This is a genomic window from Streptomyces sp. NPDC033216, from assembly GCF_055577115.1.
The window spans coordinates 445,250-466,131 of the sequence record NZ_JBVIQK010000005.1 but is presented as its reverse complement, the minus strand read 5'-3'; the positions used below and the strand labels follow the sequence as shown (position 1 = coordinate 466,131).

General features: G+C 71.6%; 17 protein-coding genes. 7 read left to right on the top strand and 10 right to left on the bottom strand.

Going from position 1 to position 20,882, the window contains the following annotated elements; translation table 11 throughout:
• The first annotated feature begins 47 nt into the window (after positions 1-47).
• Complete coding sequence (locus ACZ5Y0_RS13770; protein ID WP_469128838.1) at positions 48-1,721, top strand: LCP family protein; 1,674 nt, start codon at positions 48-50, stop codon at positions 1,719-1,721.
• A gap of 28 nt (positions 1,722-1,749) precedes the next feature.
• Here the strand turns inward: ACZ5Y0_RS13770 and ACZ5Y0_RS13765 are convergent, their stop codons facing one another.
• Positions 1,750-2,793, bottom strand: coding sequence for a glycosyltransferase family 2 protein (locus ACZ5Y0_RS13765; RefSeq protein ID WP_469128837.1), 1,044 nt, complete (start codon positions 2,791-2,793; stop codon positions 1,750-1,752).
• Between the two features lie 140 nt (positions 2,794-2,933).
• Here ACZ5Y0_RS13765 and ACZ5Y0_RS13760 point away from each other — a divergent pair, with 140 nt between their 5' ends.
• Positions 2,934-4,388: an LCP family protein gene (locus ACZ5Y0_RS13760; protein WP_469128836.1), complete on the top strand. Its 1,455-nt coding sequence runs from the start codon at positions 2,934-2,936 to the stop codon at positions 4,386-4,388.
• A gap of 18 nt (positions 4,389-4,406) precedes the next feature.
• On the opposite strand, the gene ACZ5Y0_RS13755 is transcribed toward ACZ5Y0_RS13760, so the two are convergent.
• Positions 4,407-4,964, bottom strand: coding sequence for an acyl-CoA thioesterase (locus ACZ5Y0_RS13755; protein WP_467511406.1), 558 nt, complete (start codon positions 4,962-4,964; stop codon positions 4,407-4,409).
• 119 nt (positions 4,965-5,083) lie between these two features.
• Here ACZ5Y0_RS13755 and ACZ5Y0_RS13750 point away from each other — a divergent pair, with 119 nt between their 5' ends.
• Positions 5,084-6,364 carry an LCP family protein gene (locus ACZ5Y0_RS13750; RefSeq protein WP_469128835.1) on the top strand — a complete coding sequence of 427 codons (1,281 nt, stop codon included), beginning with the start codon at positions 5,084-5,086 and terminating at the stop codon, positions 6,362-6,364.
• A complete protein-coding gene (locus ACZ5Y0_RS13745; protein ID WP_469128834.1) occupies positions 6,357-6,986 on the top strand; it encodes an HAD-IA family hydrolase in 630 nt (209 codons plus the stop codon). The genes ACZ5Y0_RS13750 and ACZ5Y0_RS13745 overlap by 8 nt, the downstream gene beginning before the upstream one ends.
• A gap of 71 nt (positions 6,987-7,057) precedes the next feature.
• Here ACZ5Y0_RS13745 and ACZ5Y0_RS13740 read toward each other — a convergent pair whose 3' ends face one another.
• On the bottom strand, positions 7,058-8,215 hold the full coding sequence (locus ACZ5Y0_RS13740) for an acyl-CoA dehydrogenase (RefSeq protein ID WP_469128833.1): 1,158 nt from the start codon (positions 8,213-8,215) through the stop codon (positions 7,058-7,060).
• A 206-nt stretch (positions 8,216-8,421) separates the two neighbouring features.
• Here ACZ5Y0_RS13740 and ACZ5Y0_RS13735 point away from each other — a divergent pair, with 206 nt between their 5' ends.
• Positions 8,422-9,765: a UDP-glucose dehydrogenase family protein gene (locus ACZ5Y0_RS13735; RefSeq protein WP_469128832.1), complete on the top strand. Its 1,344-nt coding sequence runs from the start codon at positions 8,422-8,424 to the stop codon at positions 9,763-9,765.
• 304 nt (positions 9,766-10,069) lie between these two features.
• Here ACZ5Y0_RS13735 and ACZ5Y0_RS13730 read toward each other — a convergent pair whose 3' ends face one another.
• The 4 genes from ACZ5Y0_RS13730 to ACZ5Y0_RS13715 all read right to left on the bottom strand — a co-directional run bounded on the left by ACZ5Y0_RS13730 (position 10,070) and on the right by ACZ5Y0_RS13715 (position 14,451).
• Positions 10,070-11,212, bottom strand: a complete 1,143-nt coding sequence (locus ACZ5Y0_RS13730) for a dipeptidase (protein ID WP_469128831.1) — start codon at positions 11,210-11,212, stop codon at positions 10,070-10,072.
• Between the two features lie 394 nt (positions 11,213-11,606).
• Entirely contained in the window at positions 11,607-12,785 is a 1,179-nt protein-coding gene (locus tag ACZ5Y0_RS13725) for a dipeptidase (protein WP_469128830.1), read from the bottom strand.
• Between the two features lie 5 nt (positions 12,786-12,790).
• Positions 12,791-13,315 (bottom strand): 5-(carboxyamino)imidazole ribonucleotide mutase, encoded by a 525-nt coding sequence (purE, locus tag ACZ5Y0_RS13720; protein WP_469128829.1) that lies wholly within the window; start codon positions 13,313-13,315, stop codon positions 12,791-12,793.
• The gene (locus ACZ5Y0_RS13715; RefSeq protein WP_469128828.1) at positions 13,312-14,451 is read right to left on the bottom strand and encodes a 5-(carboxyamino)imidazole ribonucleotide synthase; all 1,140 of its coding nucleotides are present in this window, start codon (positions 14,449-14,451) and stop codon (positions 13,312-13,314) included. The genes purE and ACZ5Y0_RS13715 overlap by 4 nt, the downstream gene beginning before the upstream one ends.
• Before the next feature lie 199 nt (positions 14,452-14,650).
• Between ACZ5Y0_RS13715 and ACZ5Y0_RS13710 the strand changes: the two genes are divergently transcribed.
• On the top strand, positions 14,651-15,154 hold the full coding sequence (locus ACZ5Y0_RS13710) for a GtrA family protein (protein ID WP_469128827.1): 504 nt from the start codon (positions 14,651-14,653) through the stop codon (positions 15,152-15,154).
• Between the two features lie 199 nt (positions 15,155-15,353).
• Here ACZ5Y0_RS13710 and ACZ5Y0_RS13705 read toward each other — a convergent pair whose 3' ends face one another.
• Positions 15,354-16,628, bottom strand: coding sequence for an ATP-binding protein (locus tag ACZ5Y0_RS13705; protein WP_469128826.1), 1,275 nt, complete (start codon positions 16,626-16,628; stop codon positions 15,354-15,356).
• A gap of 202 nt (positions 16,629-16,830) precedes the next feature.
• Positions 16,831-17,508 (bottom strand): response regulator transcription factor, encoded by a 678-nt coding sequence (locus ACZ5Y0_RS13700; RefSeq protein WP_469128825.1) that lies wholly within the window; start codon positions 17,506-17,508, stop codon positions 16,831-16,833.
• A 507-nt stretch (positions 17,509-18,015) separates the two neighbouring features.
• Between ACZ5Y0_RS13700 and ACZ5Y0_RS13695 the strand changes: the two genes are divergently transcribed.
• The gene (locus ACZ5Y0_RS13695; protein ID WP_469128824.1) at positions 18,016-19,512 is read left to right on the top strand and encodes an oligopeptide:H+ symporter; all 1,497 of its coding nucleotides are present in this window, start codon (positions 18,016-18,018) and stop codon (positions 19,510-19,512) included.
• 62 nt (positions 19,513-19,574) lie between these two features.
• Here the strand turns inward: ACZ5Y0_RS13695 and ACZ5Y0_RS13690 are convergent, their stop codons facing one another.
• Positions 19,575-20,837, bottom strand: a complete 1,263-nt coding sequence (locus ACZ5Y0_RS13690) for a hypothetical protein (protein WP_469128889.1) — start codon at positions 20,835-20,837, stop codon at positions 19,575-19,577.
• Positions 20,838-20,882 lie beyond the last annotated feature (45 nt).

Sequence of the window (20,882 nt, the reverse complement as noted above, 5' to 3'; positions counted from 1 at the left end):
CCTGCGGGCGCGTCAAGCGTCTGACTTGACGCGGGACGGCCCGTGTCATGTCAGGCGCACGGCGGGGAGGGGCAGGGCCAGTGGGGCGGAGCACTGTACGGGGGACGGGTCCCGAGGTCGGGGACACCACGCCCATGGCGGCGGACGACGAGCCGACGGCCGGGGAGGAGGACGCCGACGAAGGCGGAGAAGGCGGGCGCAGAGCCGGCCGCGGCATCGACCGCGGACGGCGCAGACGGCGCGTGCTGCGCTGGTCGGCGACCGTGCTCACCCTGGTGATACTGGGCGGCGCGGGGGCCGGATACCTCTACTACGAACACCTCAACGCCAACATCAAGAGCGACCGGCTGAACCTGGGCGACGCCAAGGACCGGGCGGCCGAGACCAGGGCCAACGAGGCCGGGCAGAAGGCCCTGAACATCCTGCTGATCGGTTCGGACGCCCGCGACACGGCGGAGAACCAGAAACTCGGCGGGGCCAGGGACACCTTCAACGGCACACCTCTCGCCGACGTCCAGATGCTGCTGCACGTCTCCGCGGACCGCAGCAACATGTCGGTGGTGAGCATGCCGCGCGACACGCTGCTCGACATCCCCCGGTGCACGGACCCGGACACCGGCGAGGTGTACCGGGCACTCACCCGGGAGATCACCAACTCGTCGCTGGGGCGCGGCGGTCCGGGCTGCACGGTGGCCACCTGGGAGAAGCTCACCGACATCCACATCGACCACTTCATGATGATCGACTTCGCGGGTGTGGTGTCGATGGCGGACGCGATCGGCGGCGTCCCGGTGTGCGTGGACGCCAACGTCCACTCCCACACCAGCACGGGCAAGGGCTCGGGCCTCAAGCTGGAGAAGGGCACCCACGACATCAAGGGCAAGCAGGCGCTTCAGTGGCTGCGCACCCGCTACGGCTTCGAGGACGACACCGACCTGGCGCGCGCCAAGGCCCAGCACATGTACATGAACTCGATGGTCCGCCAGCTGCGTTCGGAGGCGAGGCTGACCAACCCGAACGGGCTGCGCAGGCTCGCCGAGGCGGCCACGCGGGCTATCACCGTCGACGACGGCCTGAACAGCATCAAGAAGATGTACGACCTGGCGACCGAACTCCAGAAGGTGCCCACCGAGCGCATCACCATGACGACGATGCCCAACCGGTACGACACCGTCCAGACCGGCCGGGTGGTGCCCACCGAGGACGCCGGGAAGCTGTTCCGGCTGGTCCGCGAGGACATCGCCCTGGACGGCAAGGACGCCCCGAAGGCCACCCCGAGCCCGTCCCCGACGGTCACGGACGCGGCCGCCGCGGACGACGAGATCGCCGTACAGGTCCACAACGGCACCTACACCGACGCGCTGGGCGCGGCCCGCGGACGGGCGAACGCGGTGACGGAGCTGCTGGTCGGCAAGGGCTTCACCGACGCCAAGGCGGACACCGCGCCGGCCACCTCCGAGAAGTTCACGGTGATCCGCTACCCGAGCGCCGACCTCCAGGCCGACGCCCTGCGGGTGGCGAAGGCCCTCGGCATCCCGACGGGCCGGGTGAAGCAGTCCACCGAGGTCTCCGGGGTCACTCTCCTCGTGGGCGCGGACTGGCGCTCGGGCACGGCGTACAAGGCGCCGGTGGAGGACGACAGGACGCCCACCTCGGCGGAGACGATGAACGCCGCCGACACCAGCCAGTGCATGCACGTGGACCCGGCCTACACCTGGTAGGCCGGGCCCTTCCGCCGCCGCGCGGTGCTCAGCGCGAGCTGGGCACCGCCGGCCGGCGGGAGGCGATGACCTTCCTCGCCAGCGACTTCGGGCTGGTCAGGAAGCCGAAGCCCCACGACATGTGCATGGTGGCGAGGGCCACGGGGATCTGGAGGCGGGCCTTCGGCGGCAGTCCCTTGCCGGCCGGCAGCGAGCCGAGGACGATCGCCGCGAGGTAGCCGCCCGGTATCAGGAAGCCGAGGGGGGTCAGGGCCGCGCCGACCACGGTCCCGGCCGCGATCGCGCACACCGCGGTCGGCGGGGCGAGGTAGCGCAGGTTGATGGAGCCCTCGTGGTAGCGGGCGACGACGTGCCGCCAGCGGCCGTAGTCCTTGTACTGCTTGGCGAGCGCCCTGACGCTGGGCCGCGGGCGGTACGACACCTTCAGCTCGGGCGAGAACCAGATCAGTCCGCCGGCCTCACGGATGCGGAAGTTCAGCTCCCAGTCCTGGGCGCGGATGAACTCCTCGTTGTAGCCGCCCTGTCGCTCCAGGGCCTCGCGCCGGAAGACGCCGAGGTAGACGGTCTCGGCGGGGCCGGCCTGTCCGCCGGTGTGGAAGGCGGCGTTGCCGACGCCGATCTTCGAGGTCATCGCGGCGGCGACCGCGTGTTCCCAGTCGTTCTCGCCCTCGGCGTGCATGATGCCGCCGACGTTCTGCGCGCCGGTCTCCTCCAGGAGCCGTACGGCGGTGGCGATGTAGTTCGGCGAGAGCATGCCGTGCCCGTCGACGCGGACGACGATCGGATGGCGCGAGGCCTTGATCGCGGCGTTCAGGGCGGCGGGCGTACGGCCCGACGGGTTCGGGACGGTGTGCACGCGCTTGTTCTGGTCGGACGCAGTCTCGGCCACGAGTTCGGCGGCGATCTCGTCCGTGCGGTCCCTGGAGGGACCGAGGGCGATCACGACCTCCATCTCGCCGGCGTACTCCTGCGCGAGGATCGCTTGGACGGCTCCGCGCAGATGCCGCTCCTCGTCGAGGACGGGCATGATGACGGACACGGCGGGGAGCTGCACGTCGGACTTCGCGTTCATAGGAGCATCACGTTACCGCGAACGGGGGACACCGGTGCGCGCCGCCGCGTCCCCTGCGGCGGGCGGCCGATCACCACGGCCTACGGTGCTCACGGCTCCCCTCGTACGCCTCGTACGGCCGTCGCCCGGAGGTGACCCGCTTGTCCCCCACCCCGCCCCGGTCCACCGCCTCCCGGCCCCCGCGCCGCCGGCCGGCCCGCCCCGCGCCGAGGAAACGTCCCCGTTGGGCCATGCGGGCGACGATGACGCTGTCGGTCGTCGTGCTGGCCTCCGCCGGGATCGGCCACACCCTGGTCAGCAGCCTCGACGCCGGGATCGCCCGCGTCGACGCCTTCAAGGACATGAAGAACCGCCCGCGGGCCGGTCACGGCATGAACGTGCTGATGGTCGGCACCGACGGCCGCGACCGGATCACCGAGGCCGAGCGGCAGCGCTACCGGCTCGGCGGGGCGCCCTGCCACTGCACCGACACGCTGATGATCGTGCACATCTCGGAGGACCGGGAACGGGCGAGTGTGGTCAGCCTGCCGCGCGACTCCTACGCCGAGACGCCCCCGCACACCGACGAGACCACCGGTGAGGAGCACCACGGCCACCCGATCAAGATCAACGCGGCGTACGCGGAGGGTGGCCCGCAGCTGACCGTGCGGACCGTCGAGCACATGACGCACGTGAAGATCGACCACTACCTGGAGGTCGACTTCACCAGCTTCATGAAGACCGTCGACGTCCTCGGCGGCGTGAGCATCTGCACGGACCGGCGGCTGACGGACCCCTACACCGGCCTCGACCTCGCTCCGGGCGACCACACCCTGCGGGGCGGCGAGGCCCTCCAGTACGTCCGCTCCCGGCACGCCGACGCCTCCTCCGACCTGGGCCGCATGAAACGACAGCAGCGGTTCCTGGCCGGCCTGGTCGACCGGGCGACCTCCTCCGGGATCCTGCTCAACCCGCTGAGGTTCCGCGACGTGACGCGGGCGGTGCTGGGCTCGGTGCGGGCCGACCGCGGCTTCGGCACGGACGAGTTGCTGGACCTCGGGCGGGCGATGCGCACCTTCTCCCCCTCCTCCTCGGAGTTCGCGACCGTCCCCATCGGGCGGATGGGATACGCCGTGAAGGGCCTCGGCTCGACCGTGAAGTGGGACCCCGTCCGCTCCGAGCGCCTCTTCAGGGCCCTGCGCGACGACAAGCCCCTCGCCACCACGTCGCGGGCCCGCGGCACGGCCGTCGACGTGGAGGTGGCCCCGCGGCGGATCCGCGTCCAGGTGGAGAACGGCTCGCACACGTCCGGTGCGGCCAAGCGGGTCGACGCGGCGCTGCGGGCCACCGGATTCCGTACGACCGGGCGGCCGACCACCGCCCGCGACACCTCGGTGCACCGCACGGTCATCTCCCACGACCCCCGCTGGGACCGCTCCGCGCGGTCCCTGGCCGCCGCCCTCCCCGGCAGCGAACTGCGAGCCGTCCCCGGTCTCGGCCCCGTCCTCAGGGTCACCGTCGGCGCATCGTCCCCCCAGGTCCGCAAGGTCCGGGCGGACGACCCGGAGCAGGGCGAGTCGGGGGCGGTCCGGGGCGACGAGGTGGGCTGCTCCTGACACCGGGGCGCCGCCGCCTCAGTCGTCGAAGCCCTCCGCCGTGCGTCGCTCCCGCAGTTCCATGATGGCGCGGCGGCGGGACAGGCGGTGGGTGCGGCGGATCTGGGCTTCCTGGTAGCGGCGGCGGTCGCGCTCGGTCTCGGGCAGGACCGGGGGCACGCGGCGGGGCTTGCCGTCGGCGTCGACGGCGGCGAAGACGAGGTAGGCCGAGCCCACTTGGGTGGGCGGCGCCGACTCGTTCCAGCGTTCGGCGAGGACCCGGACGCCGACCTCCATGGACGTCCGGCCGGTCCAGTTGACCTGGGCCTTCACATGGACGAGGTCACCGACGCGGACCGGCTCCAGGAACGCCATCTCGTCCATGGACGCGGTGACGGCGGGCCCGCCGGAGTGCCGCCCGGCCACCGCGCCCGCCGCGTCGTCGACGAGTTTCATGATCACGCCGCCGTGCACCGTGCCCAGCAGGTTGGTGTCGTTGTGGCTCATGATGTGGCTGAGCGTGGTGCGGGACGCGGACGTGGGCTTACCCGGGATGTCCGAGGTGTCCGAGTCCACTGGGGTGACCTGGTCTGTCATGTCCTCCACCTTATGCCGAGGCGGACAAGCCGGGACTTTGTGTCAGGTTGGCAACAGCGGGGCGCTGATTCTCCGACGCCCCTGTATGGCACCCGGCGCCGCCCTGCACACTGGGGCGCATGAATGACTGGCCCGAGGGATGGTCCGACAACAACCGCGGCTCCGGGTACGGACACGGCAGCGCGAGCGCACAGCCCGAGAGCGCGCGCGTGATGCGCCGGGTCCGCCGCGGTCCGGCCGCCCCGCCGCAGGGCGCCGGCGTCCCGCCGCAGCCGTCGTACGTCGACGGCCGCGGATACGGCGACAGCGGCGACTACACCAACGCCCGGAACACCGGCTACGACAGCGGCTACAGCACGGGCCAGGTCTACGGCGGCGGATCCGACGGGCCGGGCGGCGACACCCGGTCCGCGCGCCCCGCGCCGAACTGGCGGCGCCGGATCAAGTGGACCGCGATCACCGTCGCGACCGTGGTGGTCGTGACGACCGTCGGGACGTACTTCTGGGCCGACTCCAAGCTGAAGCGCGAGGTCGACCTGTCGAAGGTCATCGACCGGCCCGAGGCGGGCGAGGGCACCAACTACCTGATCGTCGGCTCCGACAGCCGTGAGGGCATGTCCGCCGAGGAGAAGAAGGAGCTGCACACCGGCTCCGCCGACGGCAAGCGCACGGACTCGATGATGATCCTGCACACCGGCTCCAACGGCGACACGCTCATCTCGCTGCCCCGCGACTCGGACGTGGAGATCCCGTCGTTCGTGGGCTCGGAGTCCGGCAAGCGCTACCAGGGGACGGGCCGGCACACCAAGCTGAACGCGGCGTACGCGGAGGACGGCCCGGAGCTGCTCGTGCGCACGGTCGAGTTCAACACCGGGCTGCGCATCGACCACTACGTGGAGATCGGCTTCGCCGGCTTCGCGAACATCGTGGACGCGGTCGGCGGCGTCGAGATCGACATCCCGCAGGACATCAAGGACACCAAGTCCGGCGCGGACCTCAAGAAGGGCAGGCAGACGCTGAACGGCGAGGAGTCCCTCGCCTTCGTCCGCACCCGGTACGCGCTCGCCGGTTCCGACCTGGACCGAACGAAGAACCAGCAGAAGTTCCTCGCGGCCCTCGCCAACCAGGTGGCGACGCCGGGCACGGTCCTCAACCCGTTCAAGCTGTACCCGACCATGAGCGCCGGTCTGGACACCCTGATCGTCGACAAGGACATGGGCCTGTACGACCTGGGATCGATGTTCTTCGCGATGAAGGGCGTCAACGGCGGCGACGGCAAGTCGATGAACATGCCGATCTCGGGCTCCAGGGACGGCAACCTCGTCTGGGACAGGACGAAGGTGAAGCAGCTGGTGAACGAGCTGAAGAACGACGAGAAGGTCACGGTGTCAGGTGGCTGACCGGCCCGCCGCCGCGCGGCCCTTCGACGCGGTCCTGTGTGACGTCGACAACGTGATCCGGACCTTCGACTCCACCCACCTGGAGGCGCTGGAGCGGGTCGCGGGAATCGCGGAGGGCACCACCAAGAAGGTGGCGTTCTCCCCTGAGGTGGACGGGCCGCTGCTGCTGGGGCGGATCACCGAGCAGGAGTGGGTGGCGTCCATCGCGAGCGGGCTGACGGGGCTCGTGGACGAGGAGACGGGCTGGGCGCTGGGCACCGCCCTGCTGGAGTCGCCCTTCCGGGCCGACGAGACCGTGCTGGAGCTGCTGCGCCGGGCGCGGGTCCGGGTGCCGCTGGTCCTCGTCACCAACGCCACGCTCGGCCTGGAGCGCGACCTGGAGGCCATGGGGCTGACCGAGCTGGCCGACGACGTCGTCAGCAGTGCCCGCGTCGGCCTCGCCAAGCCCGACGGCCGCATCCTCGAACTGGGCGCGGCACGGGCGGGCGTACGCCCCGACCGTTGTCTGTTCGTCGACGACACCCTGGAGAACGTGGAGGCGGCCACGGCCCTCGGCATGACGGCCGTCCACTTCCGTGCGGCGGCCGACCTGGAGAAGGCACTTCAGCCGCTGTTCGGGTAGGCGTTCCGCCGTACGACGGTGGCCCCCCGCCCGGAGAGCGGGCGGGGGGCCACCGTCGTACGCGGACGGTGTCACGGCAGGTTGCGCGCCATGACGATGCGCTGGACCTGGTTGGTGCCCTCGTAGATCTGGGTGATCTTCGCGTCGCGCATCATCCGCTCGACCGGGTAGTCGCGGGTGTACCCGTAGCCGCCGAGGAGCTGGACCGCGTCCGTGGTGACCTCCATGGCGACGTCGGAGGCGAAGCACTTGGCCGCCGCGCCCTGGAAGGTGAGGTCGGAGTCCAGGCGCTCGGACTTCGCCGCCGCGGCGTACGTCAGCTGGCGGGCGGCCTCGATCTTCATGGCCATGTCGGCGAGCATGAACTGAATGCCCTGGAAGTCGGCGATCGCCTTGCCGAACTGCTTGCGCTCCTGGACGTAGCCCTTGGCGTAGTCGAAGGCGCCCTGGGCGACACCGAGGGCCTGGGCGGCGATGGTGATGCGGGTGTGGTCCAGCGTCTTCATCGCGGTGGCGAAGCCGGTGCCCTCCTCGCCGATCATGCGGTCGGCGGGGATGCGGACGTTGTCGAAGTAGACCTCTCGGGTCGGGGAGCCCTTGATGCCGAGCTTCTTCTCCGGGGCGCCGAAGGAGACGCCCGGGTCGGACTTCTCCACGACGAACGCCGAGATGCCCCTGGACCGCTTCTCCGGGTCGGTGACGGCCATGACCGTGTAGTACTCGGAGACGCCCGCGTTGGTGATCCAGCGCTTCACGCCGTTGAGGACCCAGTGGTCGCCGTCGCGCACGGCACGGGTCTTCATGCCGGCCGCGTCGGAGCCGGCGTCGGGCTCGGAGAGGCAGTACGAGAACATCGCGTCGCCCTTGGCCAGCGGCGACAGGTACTTCTTCTTCAGGTCCTCGGAGCCGGACAGGATCACCGGGAGCGAGCCGAGCTTGTTCACGGCCGGGATCAGGGAGGACGACACGCAGGCGCGGGCCACCTCCTCGATGACGATGACCGTGGCGAGCGCGTCGGCACCGGTGCCGCCGTACTCCTCGGGGACGTGCACCGCGTGCAGGTCGCTGGCGACCAGCGCGTCGAGGGCCTCCTGGGGGAAGCGGGCCTCCTCGTCGACCGCCGCGGCGTACGGCGCGATCTTCGCCTCGGCCAGTGAGCGGATGGCGTCCCGGAGCATGTCGTGCTCCTCGGACGGGCGGTACAGGTCGAAGTCAGCCGATCCGGCCAAGGTCTCTCACGCTCCAAGAACGCTGGGTGTGATCTCGCTAATTACCGTTAAGTAACTCGAATTTTAGAGGCCTGCCCACGGGAGGGATACGTGAGCTTGGTGACAGGGGACGACACCGGTGAACTGCCCGGTGAGGGGCCCGGGTACGCCCCGACTATGCTCGTTGCGCGCGTCCGGTCCCCGCCCAGCCCAGCCCAGGAGCACGCATGGCCCTCAAGATCACCGTGATCGGCACCGGTTATCTCGGTGCCACGCATGCCGCGGCCATGGCCGAGCTGGGCTTCGAGGTGCTGGCGCTCGACATCGTGCGCGAGAAGATCGAGATGCTGGAGCGGGGCGAGACCCCGATGTACGAGCCGGGCCTGGAGGAGCTGCTGCGGCGGCACGTCGCCGGGTTCGAGGGCTCCAGCGGGCGGCTGCGCTTCACCCAGGACTGGGCGGAGGTCGGCGCGTTCGGCGACGTCCACTTCGTGTGCGTGAACACCCCGCAGAAGCACGGTGAGTACGCCTGCGACATGTCGTACGTCGAGTCCGCGATCGCCTCGCTCGCCCCGCATCTGGAGCGGCCCGCGCTGGTGGTGGGCAAGTCGACGGTGCCGGTGGGCTCCGCGGACCGGCTGGCCCGCACGATCGCGGAGCTGGCGCCGGCCGGGGAGGACGCGGAGCTGGCCTGGAACCCGGAGTTCCTGCGGGAGGGCTTCGCCGTGCAGGACACCCTGCACCCCGACCGGATCGTGGTCGGGGTGCGCAGCGAGCGGGCCGAGCGGACGCTGCGGCAGGTGTACGCGGGACCGGTCGGGGAGGGCTCGCCGTTCGTCGTCACCGACTTCCCGACGGCCGAGCTGGTGAAGACCTCGGCGAACTCCTTCCTCGCCACCAAGATCTCCTTCATCAACGCGATGGCGGAGGTCTGCGAGGCCGCCGGAGGTGACGTGGCCAAGCTGGCGGAGGCCATCGGGTACGACGACCGGATCGGCAAGAAGTTCCTGCGGGCCGGAATCGGCTTCGGCGGCGGGTGTCTGCCCAAGGACATCCGGGCGTTCATGGCCCGCGCGGGTGAGCTGGGCGCGGACCAGGCGCTGACGTTCCTGCGCGAGATCGACTCGATCAACATGCGGCAGCGCGGGCAGATGGTGGAGCTGGCCCGGCAGTCGCTGGGCGGGGGGCCGTTCCTCGGCAGGCGGGTCGCCGTGCTCGGCGCCACCTTCAAGCCGGACTCGGACGACGTGCGGGACTCGCCGGCGCTGAACGTCGCCGGGCAGATCCACCTCCAGGGCGGCCAGGTGACGGTCTACGACCCGAAGGGCATGGACAACGCCCGCCGGGTCTTCCCGACGCTCGGCTACGCCGACTCGGCGCTGGACGCCGTCCGGGGCGCCGATGTCGTACTGCATCTGACGGAGTGGCGGGAGTTCCGGGAGCTGGACCCGGCGGCGCTCGGCGAGGTCGCGGCGGCTCGGCTGATCCTGGACGGGCGCAACGCGCTGGACCCGGTGCTGTGGCGCAAGGCCGGCTGGACGTACCGGGCGATGGGCCGCCCCACCGCCTGAGACGCGGCCTCCCGACCGGCTCCCTGGCACAGGGGGTGACGCCGGTTCGGCCGAGGCTCAGTCGGCCGAACCGGCGTCACCCCGCATTCTGCCGCAACGGGGCGCTGCGTGACGTGTGAACCCCCTGTGGGTCACGTCGGCGGCCCGTCCGGGCACCCGGTCGCCCTCTGCGTCCGTCGCAGGGTCCGGTGCGTGCGGCTGCAAGGCGGAGGAGGGCGGCGACGCGGAGCATCGGCAACCGACGACAACGCCGCAGACGCACGTGCCGGACCCCGCGACGCCGGGATGATCCAATCGACAGGCCCTAGCCGTCCAGTTCCGTGATCGCCGCCGTCGAGGGCTCTCGGCGTTCCTGTGCCGTCTGGGCGGTGAAGTCCGCGGTGCGCAGGACGCGCTGCATGTTTCCCCAGGTCAGCTGGGCGATGTCGGTCTCCGGCCAGCCTCGGCGGAGGAGTTCGGCGATGAGGCGCGGGTAGCCGGCGGCGTCGGCGAGGTCCTGGGGGTGGGCGGCGCCGGAGTCGTGGGTGCCGGACAGGCCGACACATCCGGGTCCGGCGACCTCACGGACGTGGTCGAGGTGGTCGGCGACGTCCGCGAGGGTCGCACCGGTCTGTTCGGCGGCCAGCGGCACCATGCAGAGGCCGCCCGCCGCGCCGAGGGCCGCGAGGAGTCCGTCCGGCAGGTTGTCGGGGTGGGGGCGCAGGGCGCGGGCGGCGGAGCGGGTGCACAGGACCGGGGTTCTGGACAGGGTGAGGGTCCGGGCGATCGTGGCGTCGGAGGCTCCGGAGAGGTCGGCGAGCACGCCGAGCCGGTTCATCTCGCGCACCACCTCCTCACCGAACCGGGTGAGCCCCGCCTCGCCGGCCCAGGAGGTGCCGGCGAGGGTGAGGACGCGCAGGCCGAGCAGGTGCAGAACGCGCAGGATGCCGAGGGAGTCGTCGAGGGCGGTCGCCGGGGCCGGGCCGAGGACGACGGCGACGCGGCCGCAGTTGCGGGCGTCGATGACCTGACCGGCGCTGTGCGCCGGGCGCAGGCCCTCGGGATGGGCGCGGATCACCGAGCGGACGAGGTCGACCTGTTCCAGGGTGGCGGTGACGGCCCGGCCGGTGGCGTGTCCCGTCGGCGGGTGCAGTGACCAGAACACGGCGCCGACACGGCCTTCGCGCAACCGGGGCAGGTCGGTGCCGACAGCGTTCTCGCCGAGCTGGAGGTCGTAGAAGGGCAGTCGGCGCAGGGCGCGGGGCAGGTCGTTGTGGCCGTCGACGACGGGGTGGGCGGCCAGGAGGGCGCGGGCGCGGTCGAGGGGCTCGGCGTCCGGGTGGGACCGTGCGACGCCCTCGGTGTCGGGGACGTCGGCGAACGGGGGGAACGGGGGGAACGGGGGGAACGGGTCCGGCAGCTCGCCGACCTCCGGCGTGGTGTGCAGTCCGTGCTGGAGGTCGGCCATGGCGGTCTCCGTACGTCGATCAGCAGTACGGTCACCGTCGCACGGCGGGCGGGCCGCTTCCTGGTGGAAGGCGCGTTCGGGGTACGTCTCCGCATGGACGGGGCCGGCGCGATCACGCGGGGACGCCTTCGCCCCCGGCGGTGCGGTAGGCACCCGGGGGGCTCCCGGTCGTGGCCGTGGTGACGAGCCTCGGCTCCCCGGTCGCAGGGGTGATCCGACGGGCCGTCCCCGCGGCCGGACGCCCGGGTGGCAGGAGCAGTCCCCGCGTCCGCGTCGCGGCGGACGCTCCGCACCGACCCCGGCAGGCGGACCTGGACGGCCGCCTTCCCCGCCGGTGCGGTACCGGCGTCAGGGGCCCGCACTCGTCCCGCGTGCCGGTACCGCTCAGGTGGGCTCAGCCGTCGAGTGACTCGATCGTCTCGTTGGACGGGGCTCGGCCGGCCCGGAGGTCGCGGGAGACGTCCTCCGCCGCGCCCAGGACCCGCACCGCGTTCTGCCAGGTGAGCTTGGCGAGGTCGGGCTTGGACCAGCCTCGGTCGAGGAGTTCCGCGAGGAGCCTCGGGTAGCCGGAGACGTCGTCCAGCCCCTCGGGGGTGAACGCGGTGCCGTCGTAGTCGCCGCCGATGCCCAGGTGGTCGATGCCGGCGACCTCGCGCATGTGGTCGAGGTGGTCGGCGACCGTCGCCACGGTCGCGACCGGGCGGGGGTTGGCCTCCTCGAAGGCGCGGTGGACCGCCATCGCCTCGGCCGTGGTGGCCAGGTGGTGGAAGCCGTGGGCACGCATGTTGTCGTCGGCCGCGGCCGTCCAGTCCACCGCCGCCTGGAGCACGAACTTCGGCACGAACGTCACCATCGCGACGCCGCCGTTGGCGGGCAGCCGCTCCAGCACGTCGTCCGGGATGTTGCGCGGGTGGTCGCAGACGGCACGGGAGGAGGAGTGGGAGAAGATCACCGGGGCGGCGGAGACGTCCAGCGCGTCGCGCATCGTCGTCGCCGCCACGTGCGAGAGGTCGACCAGCATGCCCTCACGGTTCATCTCCCGCACGACCTCGCGGCCGAACGCCGTCAGCCCGCCGGCCTTCGGCACGTCGGTCGCGGAGTCCGCCCAGTCCACGTTGTCGTTGTGGGTGAGCGTCAGGTACCGCACGCCGAGGGCGTACAGGCCGCGCAGGGTGCCCAGCGAGTTGGCGATGGAGTGGCCGCCCTCCGCGCCCATGAGCGAGGCGATACGGCCCTCCGCGCGCGCCGCCTCCATGTCGGCGGCGGTCAGCGCGGCCCTGAGCGCCTCGGGGTGCCGGTCGATCAGCTGGCGCACGCAGTCGATCTGCTCCAGCGTGGCCGGGACCGCGTCCGGCAGGTCGGAGCGGACGTACACGGACCAGAACTGCGCGCCGACGCCGCCGGCGCGCAGCCGCGGGATGTCGGTGTGCAGGTGGGTGTGCTGGTCGGTGGCGATGTCACGGGCGTCGAGGTCGTAGCGGACCTGCTCGCGCAGGGCCCACGGCAGATCGTTGTGGCCGTCGACGACCGGGTGTTCGCGCAGCAGCTCTCGGGCCTGCTCCAGGGAGGTCATCGGCGTCACTGGCCGAATCCGAAGCCGCCGCCGGCGCCCTCGACCTTCGCCCGCAGCCGCTTGCCCTTCTCGGTGGCCTGGTCGTTGAGGTCCTGCTGGAAGTCTCGCATCCGCGCCAGGAGGTCCTCGTCGTGCGCGGCGAGGATACGGGCGGCCAGCAGGCCGGCGTTGCGGGCGCCGCCGACCGAGACGGTCGCGACGGGGACGCCGGCCGGCATCTGCACGATGGACAGCAGGCTGTCCATGCCGTCGAGGTACTTCAGCGGCACGGGCACGCCGATGACGGGCAGCGGGGTGACGGAGGCCAGCATGCCGGGCAGGTGGGCGGCTCCGCCCGCGCCCGCGATGATCACCTTGAGCCCGCGGTCCGCGGCCTGCTCGCCGTAGGCGACCATCTCACGGGGCATGCGGTGCGCGGAGACGACGTCGACCTCGTACGCGATCTCGAACTCGCCGAGGGCCTGGGCGGCGGCCTCCATGACGGGCCAGTCGGAGTCCGACCCCATGACGATGCCTACAACGGGGCTCATTCGGTGATCGTGCCTCTCAGGTAGCCGGCAGCGTGACGGGCGCGCTCCAGCACGTCGTCGAGGTCGTCGCCGTAGGTGTTCACGTGACCGACCTTGCGGCCGGGCTTCACGTCCTTGCCGTACATGTGGATCTTCAGCTGGGGGTCGCGGGCCATGCAGTGCAGGTACGCGGAGTACATGTCCGGGTAGTCGCCGCCGAGGACGTTGACCATGACCGTCCACCGGGCGCGCGGGCGCGGGTCGCCGAGGGGGAGGTCGAGGACCGCGCGGACGTGGTTGGCGAACTGCGACGTGATCGCGCCGTCCATGGACCAGTGGCCCGAGTTGTGGGGGCGCATCGCCAGCTCGTTGACGAGGATCCGGCCGTCGCGGGTCTCGAACAGCTCCACGGCGAGGTGGCCGACGACGTCCAGCTCCTTGGCGATCGTCAGCGCCATCTCCTCGGCCTTCAGGGCCAGGCCCCGGTCGAGGTCGGGGGCGGGGGCGATCACCGTGTCGCAGACGCCGTTGACCTGCTGGGACTCCACCACCGGGTAGGCGACGGCCTGCCCGTGCGGGGAGCGTACGACGTTGGCGGCCAGCTCGCGGACGTAGTCGACCTTCTCCTCCGCCAGGACGGGCACGCCCGCGCGGAAGGGCTCGGCGGCCTCCGCCTCGCTGCCGACGACCCAGACGCCCTTGCCGTCGTAGCCGCCGCGGACCGTCTTGAGGACGACGGGGAAGCCGTCGCCCTCCGCGGCGAACGCGGAGACGTCCGCCACGTCGGCCACGATGCGGTGCCGCGGGCAGGGGATGCCGATCGCGTCGAGCTTCGCGCGCATCACCCCCTTGTCCTGGGCGTGCACGAGCGCGTCGGGGCCGGGGCGGACGGGGACGCCGTCCGCTTCCAGAGCCCTGAGGTGCTCGGTGGGGACGTGTTCGTGATCGAAGGTGATCACGTCACAGCCCCGCGCGAACTCGCGCAGCGTGTCCAGGTCGCGGTAGTCGCCGACGACGACATCGCTCACCACCTGGGCCGCGGAATCCTGGGGAGTGTCACTGAGGAGCTTGAACCTGATGCCCAACGGGATGCCCGCCTCGTGTGTCATACGAGCGAGCTGACCCCCGCCGACCATGCCGACTACCGGGAACGTCACGCCCCTAGGGTATCCGGCACATCGCACTGGCCGGTTCCGCGCCTCCGCCCCGGCCCTTTCCGGCCTCGTACCGGCGGTTTCCCGGCTACCTGCCGACCCGTTCCGCACCGGTGAGGCGGCAGCACAGGAAACCCACCGGGAGGGTGGTTAGCATGGCTGGGTTGACGAAACCGACACCCGGACGGGGGCCTGTACGACCATGGCACATGGTTCCTCGGGGGAAGGACGGCTGCGCAGACTCGCCCGTGAGCTGGCCAAGTTCGGCGCCGTGGGCGGGGCGGGGCTGCTGGTCAACCTCGGTGTGTTCAACTTCGTGCGGCACGTCACGGATCTCCCGGTGGTGCGCGCGAGTGTCATCGCCACGGTCGTCGCCATCGCCTTCAACTACGTCGGGTTCCGGTACTTCACCTACCGGGACCGGGACAAGGGCGGACGTACGAAGGAGATGTCGCTGTTCCTGCTGTTCAGCGCGGTGGGTCTGGTCATCGAGAACGGGTTGCTGTTCCTGGCGACGTACGGGTTCGGGTGGGACTCTCCGTTGCAGAGCAACGTGTTCAAGTTCCTCGGGATCGGGGTCGCCACGTTGTTCCGGTTCTGGTCGTACCGGACGTGGGTGTTCAAGGCGATGCCCCTGCGGGGGGCCGTGGTGGGAGAGTCTCGGCCGAGCTCGAGCGGGGCCGCGCCCAAGCAGCGGGTCGGCTGAGGGGGCGTTTCCCGCAGCGGGGTGTCACCCGCCCTCCCGGCAGGTGCGTGTCCCGCAGCGGGGTGTCTTCCGCCCTCCCGGCAGGCCGCAGGGTGTTCACCGCCGCCGCCCCGTCCCGTCGCGGACCTGGGACTGCGCCCCAGCGTCCGCGCTGTCGGCCTGAAGGGTCGTCTCCCGCGTCGCCGGACGGGTCGGTGGACTATCTCACCGTGGGTTCCGCCTCCGAGGACGGCTTCTTCTCCGGGGCCGTTCGGGACAGGAACAGGCCGAAGACCGGCGGCTTGGTCTGGAGCATCTCCAGGCGGCCGCCGTCGGCCTCGGCGAGGTCCCGGGCCACCGCGAGGCCGATCCCCGTGGAGTTGCGGCCACTGATCGTGCGCTCGAAGATGCGGGCGCCGAGGTCCGCGGGGACGCCGGGGCCCTCGTCGGTGACCTCGATGACCGCCTGGTTGCCGGTGACCCGGGTGCGCAGGGCGACCGTGCCGCCCCCGTGCATGAGCGAGTTCTCGATCAGGGCCGCCAGCACCTGCGCCACCGCGCCCGGCGTGCCCACCGCCTGGAGATGCCGCTTGCCGGAGCTGACGATCGCGCGGCCCACACCGCGGTAGGCCGGGCGCCACTCGGCGAGCTGCTGCTGGATCACCTCGTCGAGGTCGAAGGTGACGGCGGAGCCGGTGCGCGGGTCTCGGGAATTGGTCAGCAGGCGCTGGACGACGTCGGTGAGGCGTTCCACCTGCGTCAGCGCGATCGTGGCCTCCTCCTTCACGGTGTCCGGATCGTCGGTGAGGGTGATCTCCTCCAGGCGCATGGACAGCGCGGTGAGCGGGGTGCGGAGCTGGTGGGAGGCGTCGGCCGCGAGCCGGCGTTCCGCCGTGAGCATGCGGGCGATGCGCTCGGCGGAGGCGTCCAGCACATCGGCGACCCGGTCCAGCTCCGGGACGCCGTACCGCTTGTGGCGGGGGCGGGGGTCGCCGGAGCCCAGGCGTTCGGCGGTCTCCGCGAGGTCGGTGAGCGGGGAGGAGAGCCGGTTGGCCTGGCGGATGGCCAGGAGCACCGCGGCGACCACCGCGAGCAGCGCCACCAGGCCGATGATGAGCAGCGTGCGCCCCACCTCGCGGGTCACGGAGGAACGGGGCTCCTCGACGACGATGGTCTCGCCCTCCTCGCCCTCGGCCTTCCCCCGGATGACATCGCCCGAGGGGCGGCTGCCGACGGCGATGACCGGCTTGCCGGGCATCCGGATCACGGCGTACCGCTCGTGGGTGAGCTGGCCCCGCAGCAGCTGGGCGTCGACCGCCCCGGCGCCGGCGAGCCGGCTGTCCACGATGCTGGCGAGCCGGGCCGCCTCCAGCTCCACGCGTTCCTGCGCGCTGTTGCTGATCGTGCGCGTCTCGACGATGACGAGGGACACCCCGAACACGGCGATGACGACGAGGACGACGGCCAGCGTGGACTGGATCAGACGGCGACGCACAGGGCCCTCCGGACGGTGACTTCACTGGACGGGTGCGGGCGGCTCAGCCAGGGGCGCGGGGTCGCGCCCACACGCGGCCCGCCGCGGGGCGCGACCAGCCCCCACGGCCGCAGCCGCCCGGCGGCCCAAGCCCGAACGGCGGTGACCCGCGGCAGTCGCGGTCCTGCGCCGCTCGGCTCCTCGCCGGCTGACCTCTCGGCGGCTAGCTCTTCTCGAAGCGGAAGCCCACGCCCCGCACGGTGGCGATGTAGCGGGGGTTCGCCGCGTCGTCGCCGAGTTTCTTCCTCAGCCACGAGATGTGCATGTCCAGCGTCTTGGTCGACGACCACCAGGTCGTGTCCCAGACCTCCCGCATCAGTTGGTCGCGGGTGACGACCCGGCCGGCGTCGCGCACGAGGACCCGAAGGAGGTCGAACTCCTTGGCCGTGAGCTGTAGCTCCTCCTCGCCCATCCAGGCGCGGTGCGACTCGACGTCGATGCGGACGCCGTGCGTGGCGGGCGGCTGCTGGGGTTCGGCGGAGCCGCGCCGCAGCAGGGCCCGGACGCGCGCGAGGAGTTCGGCGAGCCGGAACGGCTTGGTGACGTAGTCGTCGGCGCCCGCGTCCAGTCCGACGACGGTGTCGACCTCGTCGGCACGCGCGGTGAGGATCAGGATGGGGATGGCGTGGCCGTCGGCGCGCAGCCGGCGGGCCACTTCCAGGCCGTCCATGCCGGGAAGCCCGAGGTCCAGCACGACCAGGTCGATGCCGCCCTGCATTCCGGCGTCGAGCGCGGCGGGTCCGTCCTCACGCACCTCGACCTCGTACCCTTCCCGGCGCAGTGCGCGGGCCAGCGGCTCCGAAATGGACGCATCGTCCTCGGCGAGCAGTACACGGGTCATGAGGCGATGGTAGTCCGCGTGAGACGGGGCCAGTGGTGTGATGCCGGGCCCTGCCTCTTACTCGGGGACATGCCGGACAAGCCGCCCGCGGCGACCCCGTGGAGCGTGGTGCGGACCTGGGGTGGCGGGATGACATCCTGGTATGGACCTTGGAAACCGCTCCCCGGTTCCTCCTCGGCCTGTGATCTGCGCCTCAAGTCCTTCCATATCCTGTTCTGTCCTGTCGTATGGTGAAAGCACGCCTGTAGCACCGGGGACCTTTGGCGCTCGACTTGACGCCGAGGGTCTCTTTTGTGTGCGGGCCGGCTCTCCGTCGGCCTTCGAAAGGAATGACCTGTGGCCGGGCCCCCACTTGCGGGGCGTGGATCCCGGTGGTCGCCGTCCGCCGTTCCGTGACCCGGAGCGGCTCCCCCGTGGGCGTGGGTGGACGGGTCGATCAAGCCGGTGCCGGCCGCCCCAACCGGGCGCACACGCTCCACCGCGCGTCCCGACCAGCAAGGAACGACCATGGCGTCCAGCCTGACGAAGGATCCGGTCCGTCCGGGTACCCCCGGAACCGGGAAGACCTTCTTCGGCCACCCCCGCGGACTGGCCACTCTCTTCATGACCGAGATGTGGGAGAGGTTCTCCTACTACGGCATGAGGGCTCTCCTCCCGCTGTACCTCGTGGCACCGGGCGGCCTGCACCTGAACGCGGGCACCGCGACCGCGATCTACTCCGTGTACGTGTCGCTGGTGTACCTGCTGGCCATGCCCGGCGGCTGGTTCGGCGACCGCGTCTGGGGTCCGCGCAAGACCGTCGCCGTGGCCGGTGCCGTGATCATGCTCGGTCACCTCACCCTTGCCCTGCCGGCCTCCGGGACCTTCTACGCCGGCCTCGGCCTGGTCGCGATCGGCTCCGGCCTGCTGAAGGCCAACATCTCCACGATGGTCGGCCACCTCTACGACGGTCCGGACGACCCGCGCCGCGACGGCGGCTTCACCGTCTTCTACATGGGCATCAACCTCGGCGCCTTCGCCGCGCCGCTGATCATCGGCACCATCGGCGAGAACGTGAACTGGCACTTCGGCTTCGCGCTGGCCGCCCTCGGCATGGCGCTGGGCCTGGCCCAGTTCCTGCTCGGCAGCCGCCACCTGGCCGACCGCTCCAGCGTGGTGCCCAAGCCGCTGTCCGCCGAGGAGAAGTCCAGCACCCTGCGCAAGGCCGCGATCTGGGCCGGCATCGCCGTCGTGGCGTACGCGATCGTCGGCTTCTCCGGCCACTACACGCTGAACTGGATCCTGGTCCCGCTGACCCTGCTCGGTGTGATCATCCCGGTGATGGTGCTGGTCAACATCAAGCGGGACAGGGACCTCGACCGCCCCGAGCAGTCGAAGATGTCCGCGTACATCTGGTTCTTCGTGGCCGCGGCCGTGTTCTGGATGATCTACGACCAGGGCGGTTCGACCCTGTCGATCTTCGCCGACTCCTCCGCCGACAACACCGTCCTCGGCTGGGAGTTCCCGGTCTCCTGGTACCAGTCGGTCAACCCGGTCCTGATCATGGCCCTGGCCCCGGTCTTCGCCTGGTTCTGGCTCGCGCTGAACAAGCGCGGCAAGGAGCCGAGCACGATCGTGAAGTTCGCCTCGGGTCTGGTCCTGGTCGGCGCGTCCTTCTTCCTCTTCCTCGCCCCCCTGTCGATCGCCGACGGCGGTCACAAGGCGGCCGCGATGTGGCTGGTGGCGATCTACTTCGTGCAGACCGTCGGTGAACTGCTGCTCTCGCCGGTCGGCCTGTCGGTCACCACGAAGATGGCGCCCGCGAAGTACGCCTCACAGATGATGGGTGTCTGGTTCCTGGCCGTCACCGCCGGTGACGCCACGACCGGCCTGCTCTCCATCGCGGGCGTCGACCTGAACAAGACGGGCATCGTCGCCATGGAGGCCGGCCTCGCCGTGGTCGCCGGTGTCGCGGTGTGGATGTACCGCAAGCGCGTCAAGGAACTCATGGGCGACGTCCGCTGACGTCCCCTCCCCCGCGGTTCCCCGAGGGCCGCCACGACTCCGGTCGCGGCGGCCCTCCGCGGTCAGCGGGTCCGCCGGCGCCCCGGCAGGTACGTGAACACCGCGCCGCCCAGCAACACCGCCGTGCCGGCGAGGAGACCGAGCGCCTTCAGGGCGGCGTGGTCGCCGGCACCCGTCTCGGCGAGGCCGCCGCCGCTCGACGCAGCGCCGCCGGACGAGGACGAGGCGGATCCGTTGCCGCCGGAGGCGCCGCTCGCCTGTTCGGCGGTGTCCAGGGTGAGGGAGACCGCCGACGTGTCGGGGGTGCAGGTGGTGGTCGTGCCGAGGGCCTCGATGGTGAGGACTCCCGGCGCCAGCGTGGTGGTACCGGTCGCGCCGGGCTTGTAGGTGCCGGTCAGGTCGGGGATCTCGATCGGCGCGCCCGACTTGACGGCCTCCTTGTTCGTCGGCCCGGTCACCTTCACCGAGCCCTGGTCCGCGCCGCCGAGGACGATCCGCATCGACGGCCTGACCGAGTCGGCGGGGATGTCGACCGGGCTGTTCATCACCGACTTCTTGAACTGCGCGGTGAGGTCGTAGCCGCCGCCGTTCTTCCTCGCGTTGATCTGCACGGGGGAGGTGGCCTTCTTCTCACCGATGGGCGAGGCGCAGGTGTAGGGGACGTCGACGACCTTGCCCGTGAAGTCGCTCTGCCCGCCGTCCCCGGAGGACGACGGGGACGGCGGAGGTGAGGCGGGCGGGGTGGTCGGCGGCGTCGAGGACGGTGGTGGTGACGACGACGGTGGCGGGGACTGCGAGGGGTTGGGCGAGCCGCTGGAGGAGTCCCCGGCCGTCACCGTGATGGTCGCGGCCGGCCGCACCGGCTCCGTCGGCGCGCACCTGGTGTCGGTCGACATCGCGTTGACGACGTAGGCGTCCGGGGTCAGCGTCACCTGCCCCGCCGCCGTCAGCTTCAGGGTTCCCTTCATCGCGGACAGCACCATCGCCCCGCCCTTGGGGATGGCCGGGTTCTCCCGCGGCCCCCGCAGCGCGATGTTCACGGCCTGTGCGCCGGCCGCCTCGAGCGTGCCGGACGGCTGGACCGAGTCGGCGGGCAGATCGATGATGTCGGGGTTCTTCGAGGCGGCCTGGGTGAACCTCCAGGTGATGTCGACGGTGTCGCCGACCTTCGCCGTCGCGGGCGCGGTGATCTGGACCTTGGTGGTGCCGTTGACCTCGGGCAGGCCGACGCCGGCGGGCGGGACGCAGCGGGTGGCGTAGGACACCTCCGCGGCCCGCGCCTGCGGGGCGGCCGGGCCGAGCAGGACGGCGGCCCCGCCCGCCAGTACGGCCGCGGCGGCCGCCGCCCTCCTGCGCCCTCGGGGGACGGC

Excerpts from the sequence above, each read along its gene's own strand:
- ACZ5Y0_RS13770 (WP_469128838.1), top strand. The coding sequence starts at position 48 with ATGTCAGGCGCACGGCGGGGAGGGGCAGGGCCAGTGGGGCGGAGCACT.
- ACZ5Y0_RS13765 (WP_469128837.1), bottom strand. The coding sequence starts at position 2,793 with ATGAACGCGAAGTCCGACGTGCAGCTCCCCGCCGTGTCCGTCATCATG.
- ACZ5Y0_RS13755 (WP_467511406.1), bottom strand. The coding sequence starts at position 4,964 with ATGACAGACCAGGTCACCCCAGTGGACTCGGACACCTCGGACATCCCG.
- ACZ5Y0_RS13750 (WP_469128835.1), top strand. The coding sequence starts at position 5,084 with ATGAATGACTGGCCCGAGGGATGGTCCGACAACAACCGCGGCTCCGGG.
- ACZ5Y0_RS13735 (WP_469128832.1), top strand. The coding sequence starts at position 8,422 with ATGGCCCTCAAGATCACCGTGATCGGCACCGGTTATCTCGGTGCCACG.
- ACZ5Y0_RS13730 (WP_469128831.1), bottom strand. The coding sequence starts at position 11,212 with ATGGCCGACCTCCAGCACGGACTGCACACCACGCCGGAGGTCGGCGAG.
- ACZ5Y0_RS13725 (WP_469128830.1), bottom strand. The coding sequence starts at position 12,785 with ATGACCTCCCTGGAGCAGGCCCGAGAGCTGCTGCGCGAACACCCGGTC.
- purE (WP_469128829.1), bottom strand. The coding sequence starts at position 13,315 with ATGAGCCCCGTTGTAGGCATCGTCATGGGGTCGGACTCCGACTGGCCC.
- ACZ5Y0_RS13710 (WP_469128827.1), top strand. The coding sequence starts at position 14,651 with ATGGCACATGGTTCCTCGGGGGAAGGACGGCTGCGCAGACTCGCCCGT.
- ACZ5Y0_RS13700 (WP_469128825.1), bottom strand. The coding sequence starts at position 17,508 with ATGACCCGTGTACTGCTCGCCGAGGACGATGCGTCCATTTCGGAGCCG.
- ACZ5Y0_RS13695 (WP_469128824.1), top strand. The coding sequence starts at position 18,016 with ATGGCGTCCAGCCTGACGAAGGATCCGGTCCGTCCGGGTACCCCCGGA.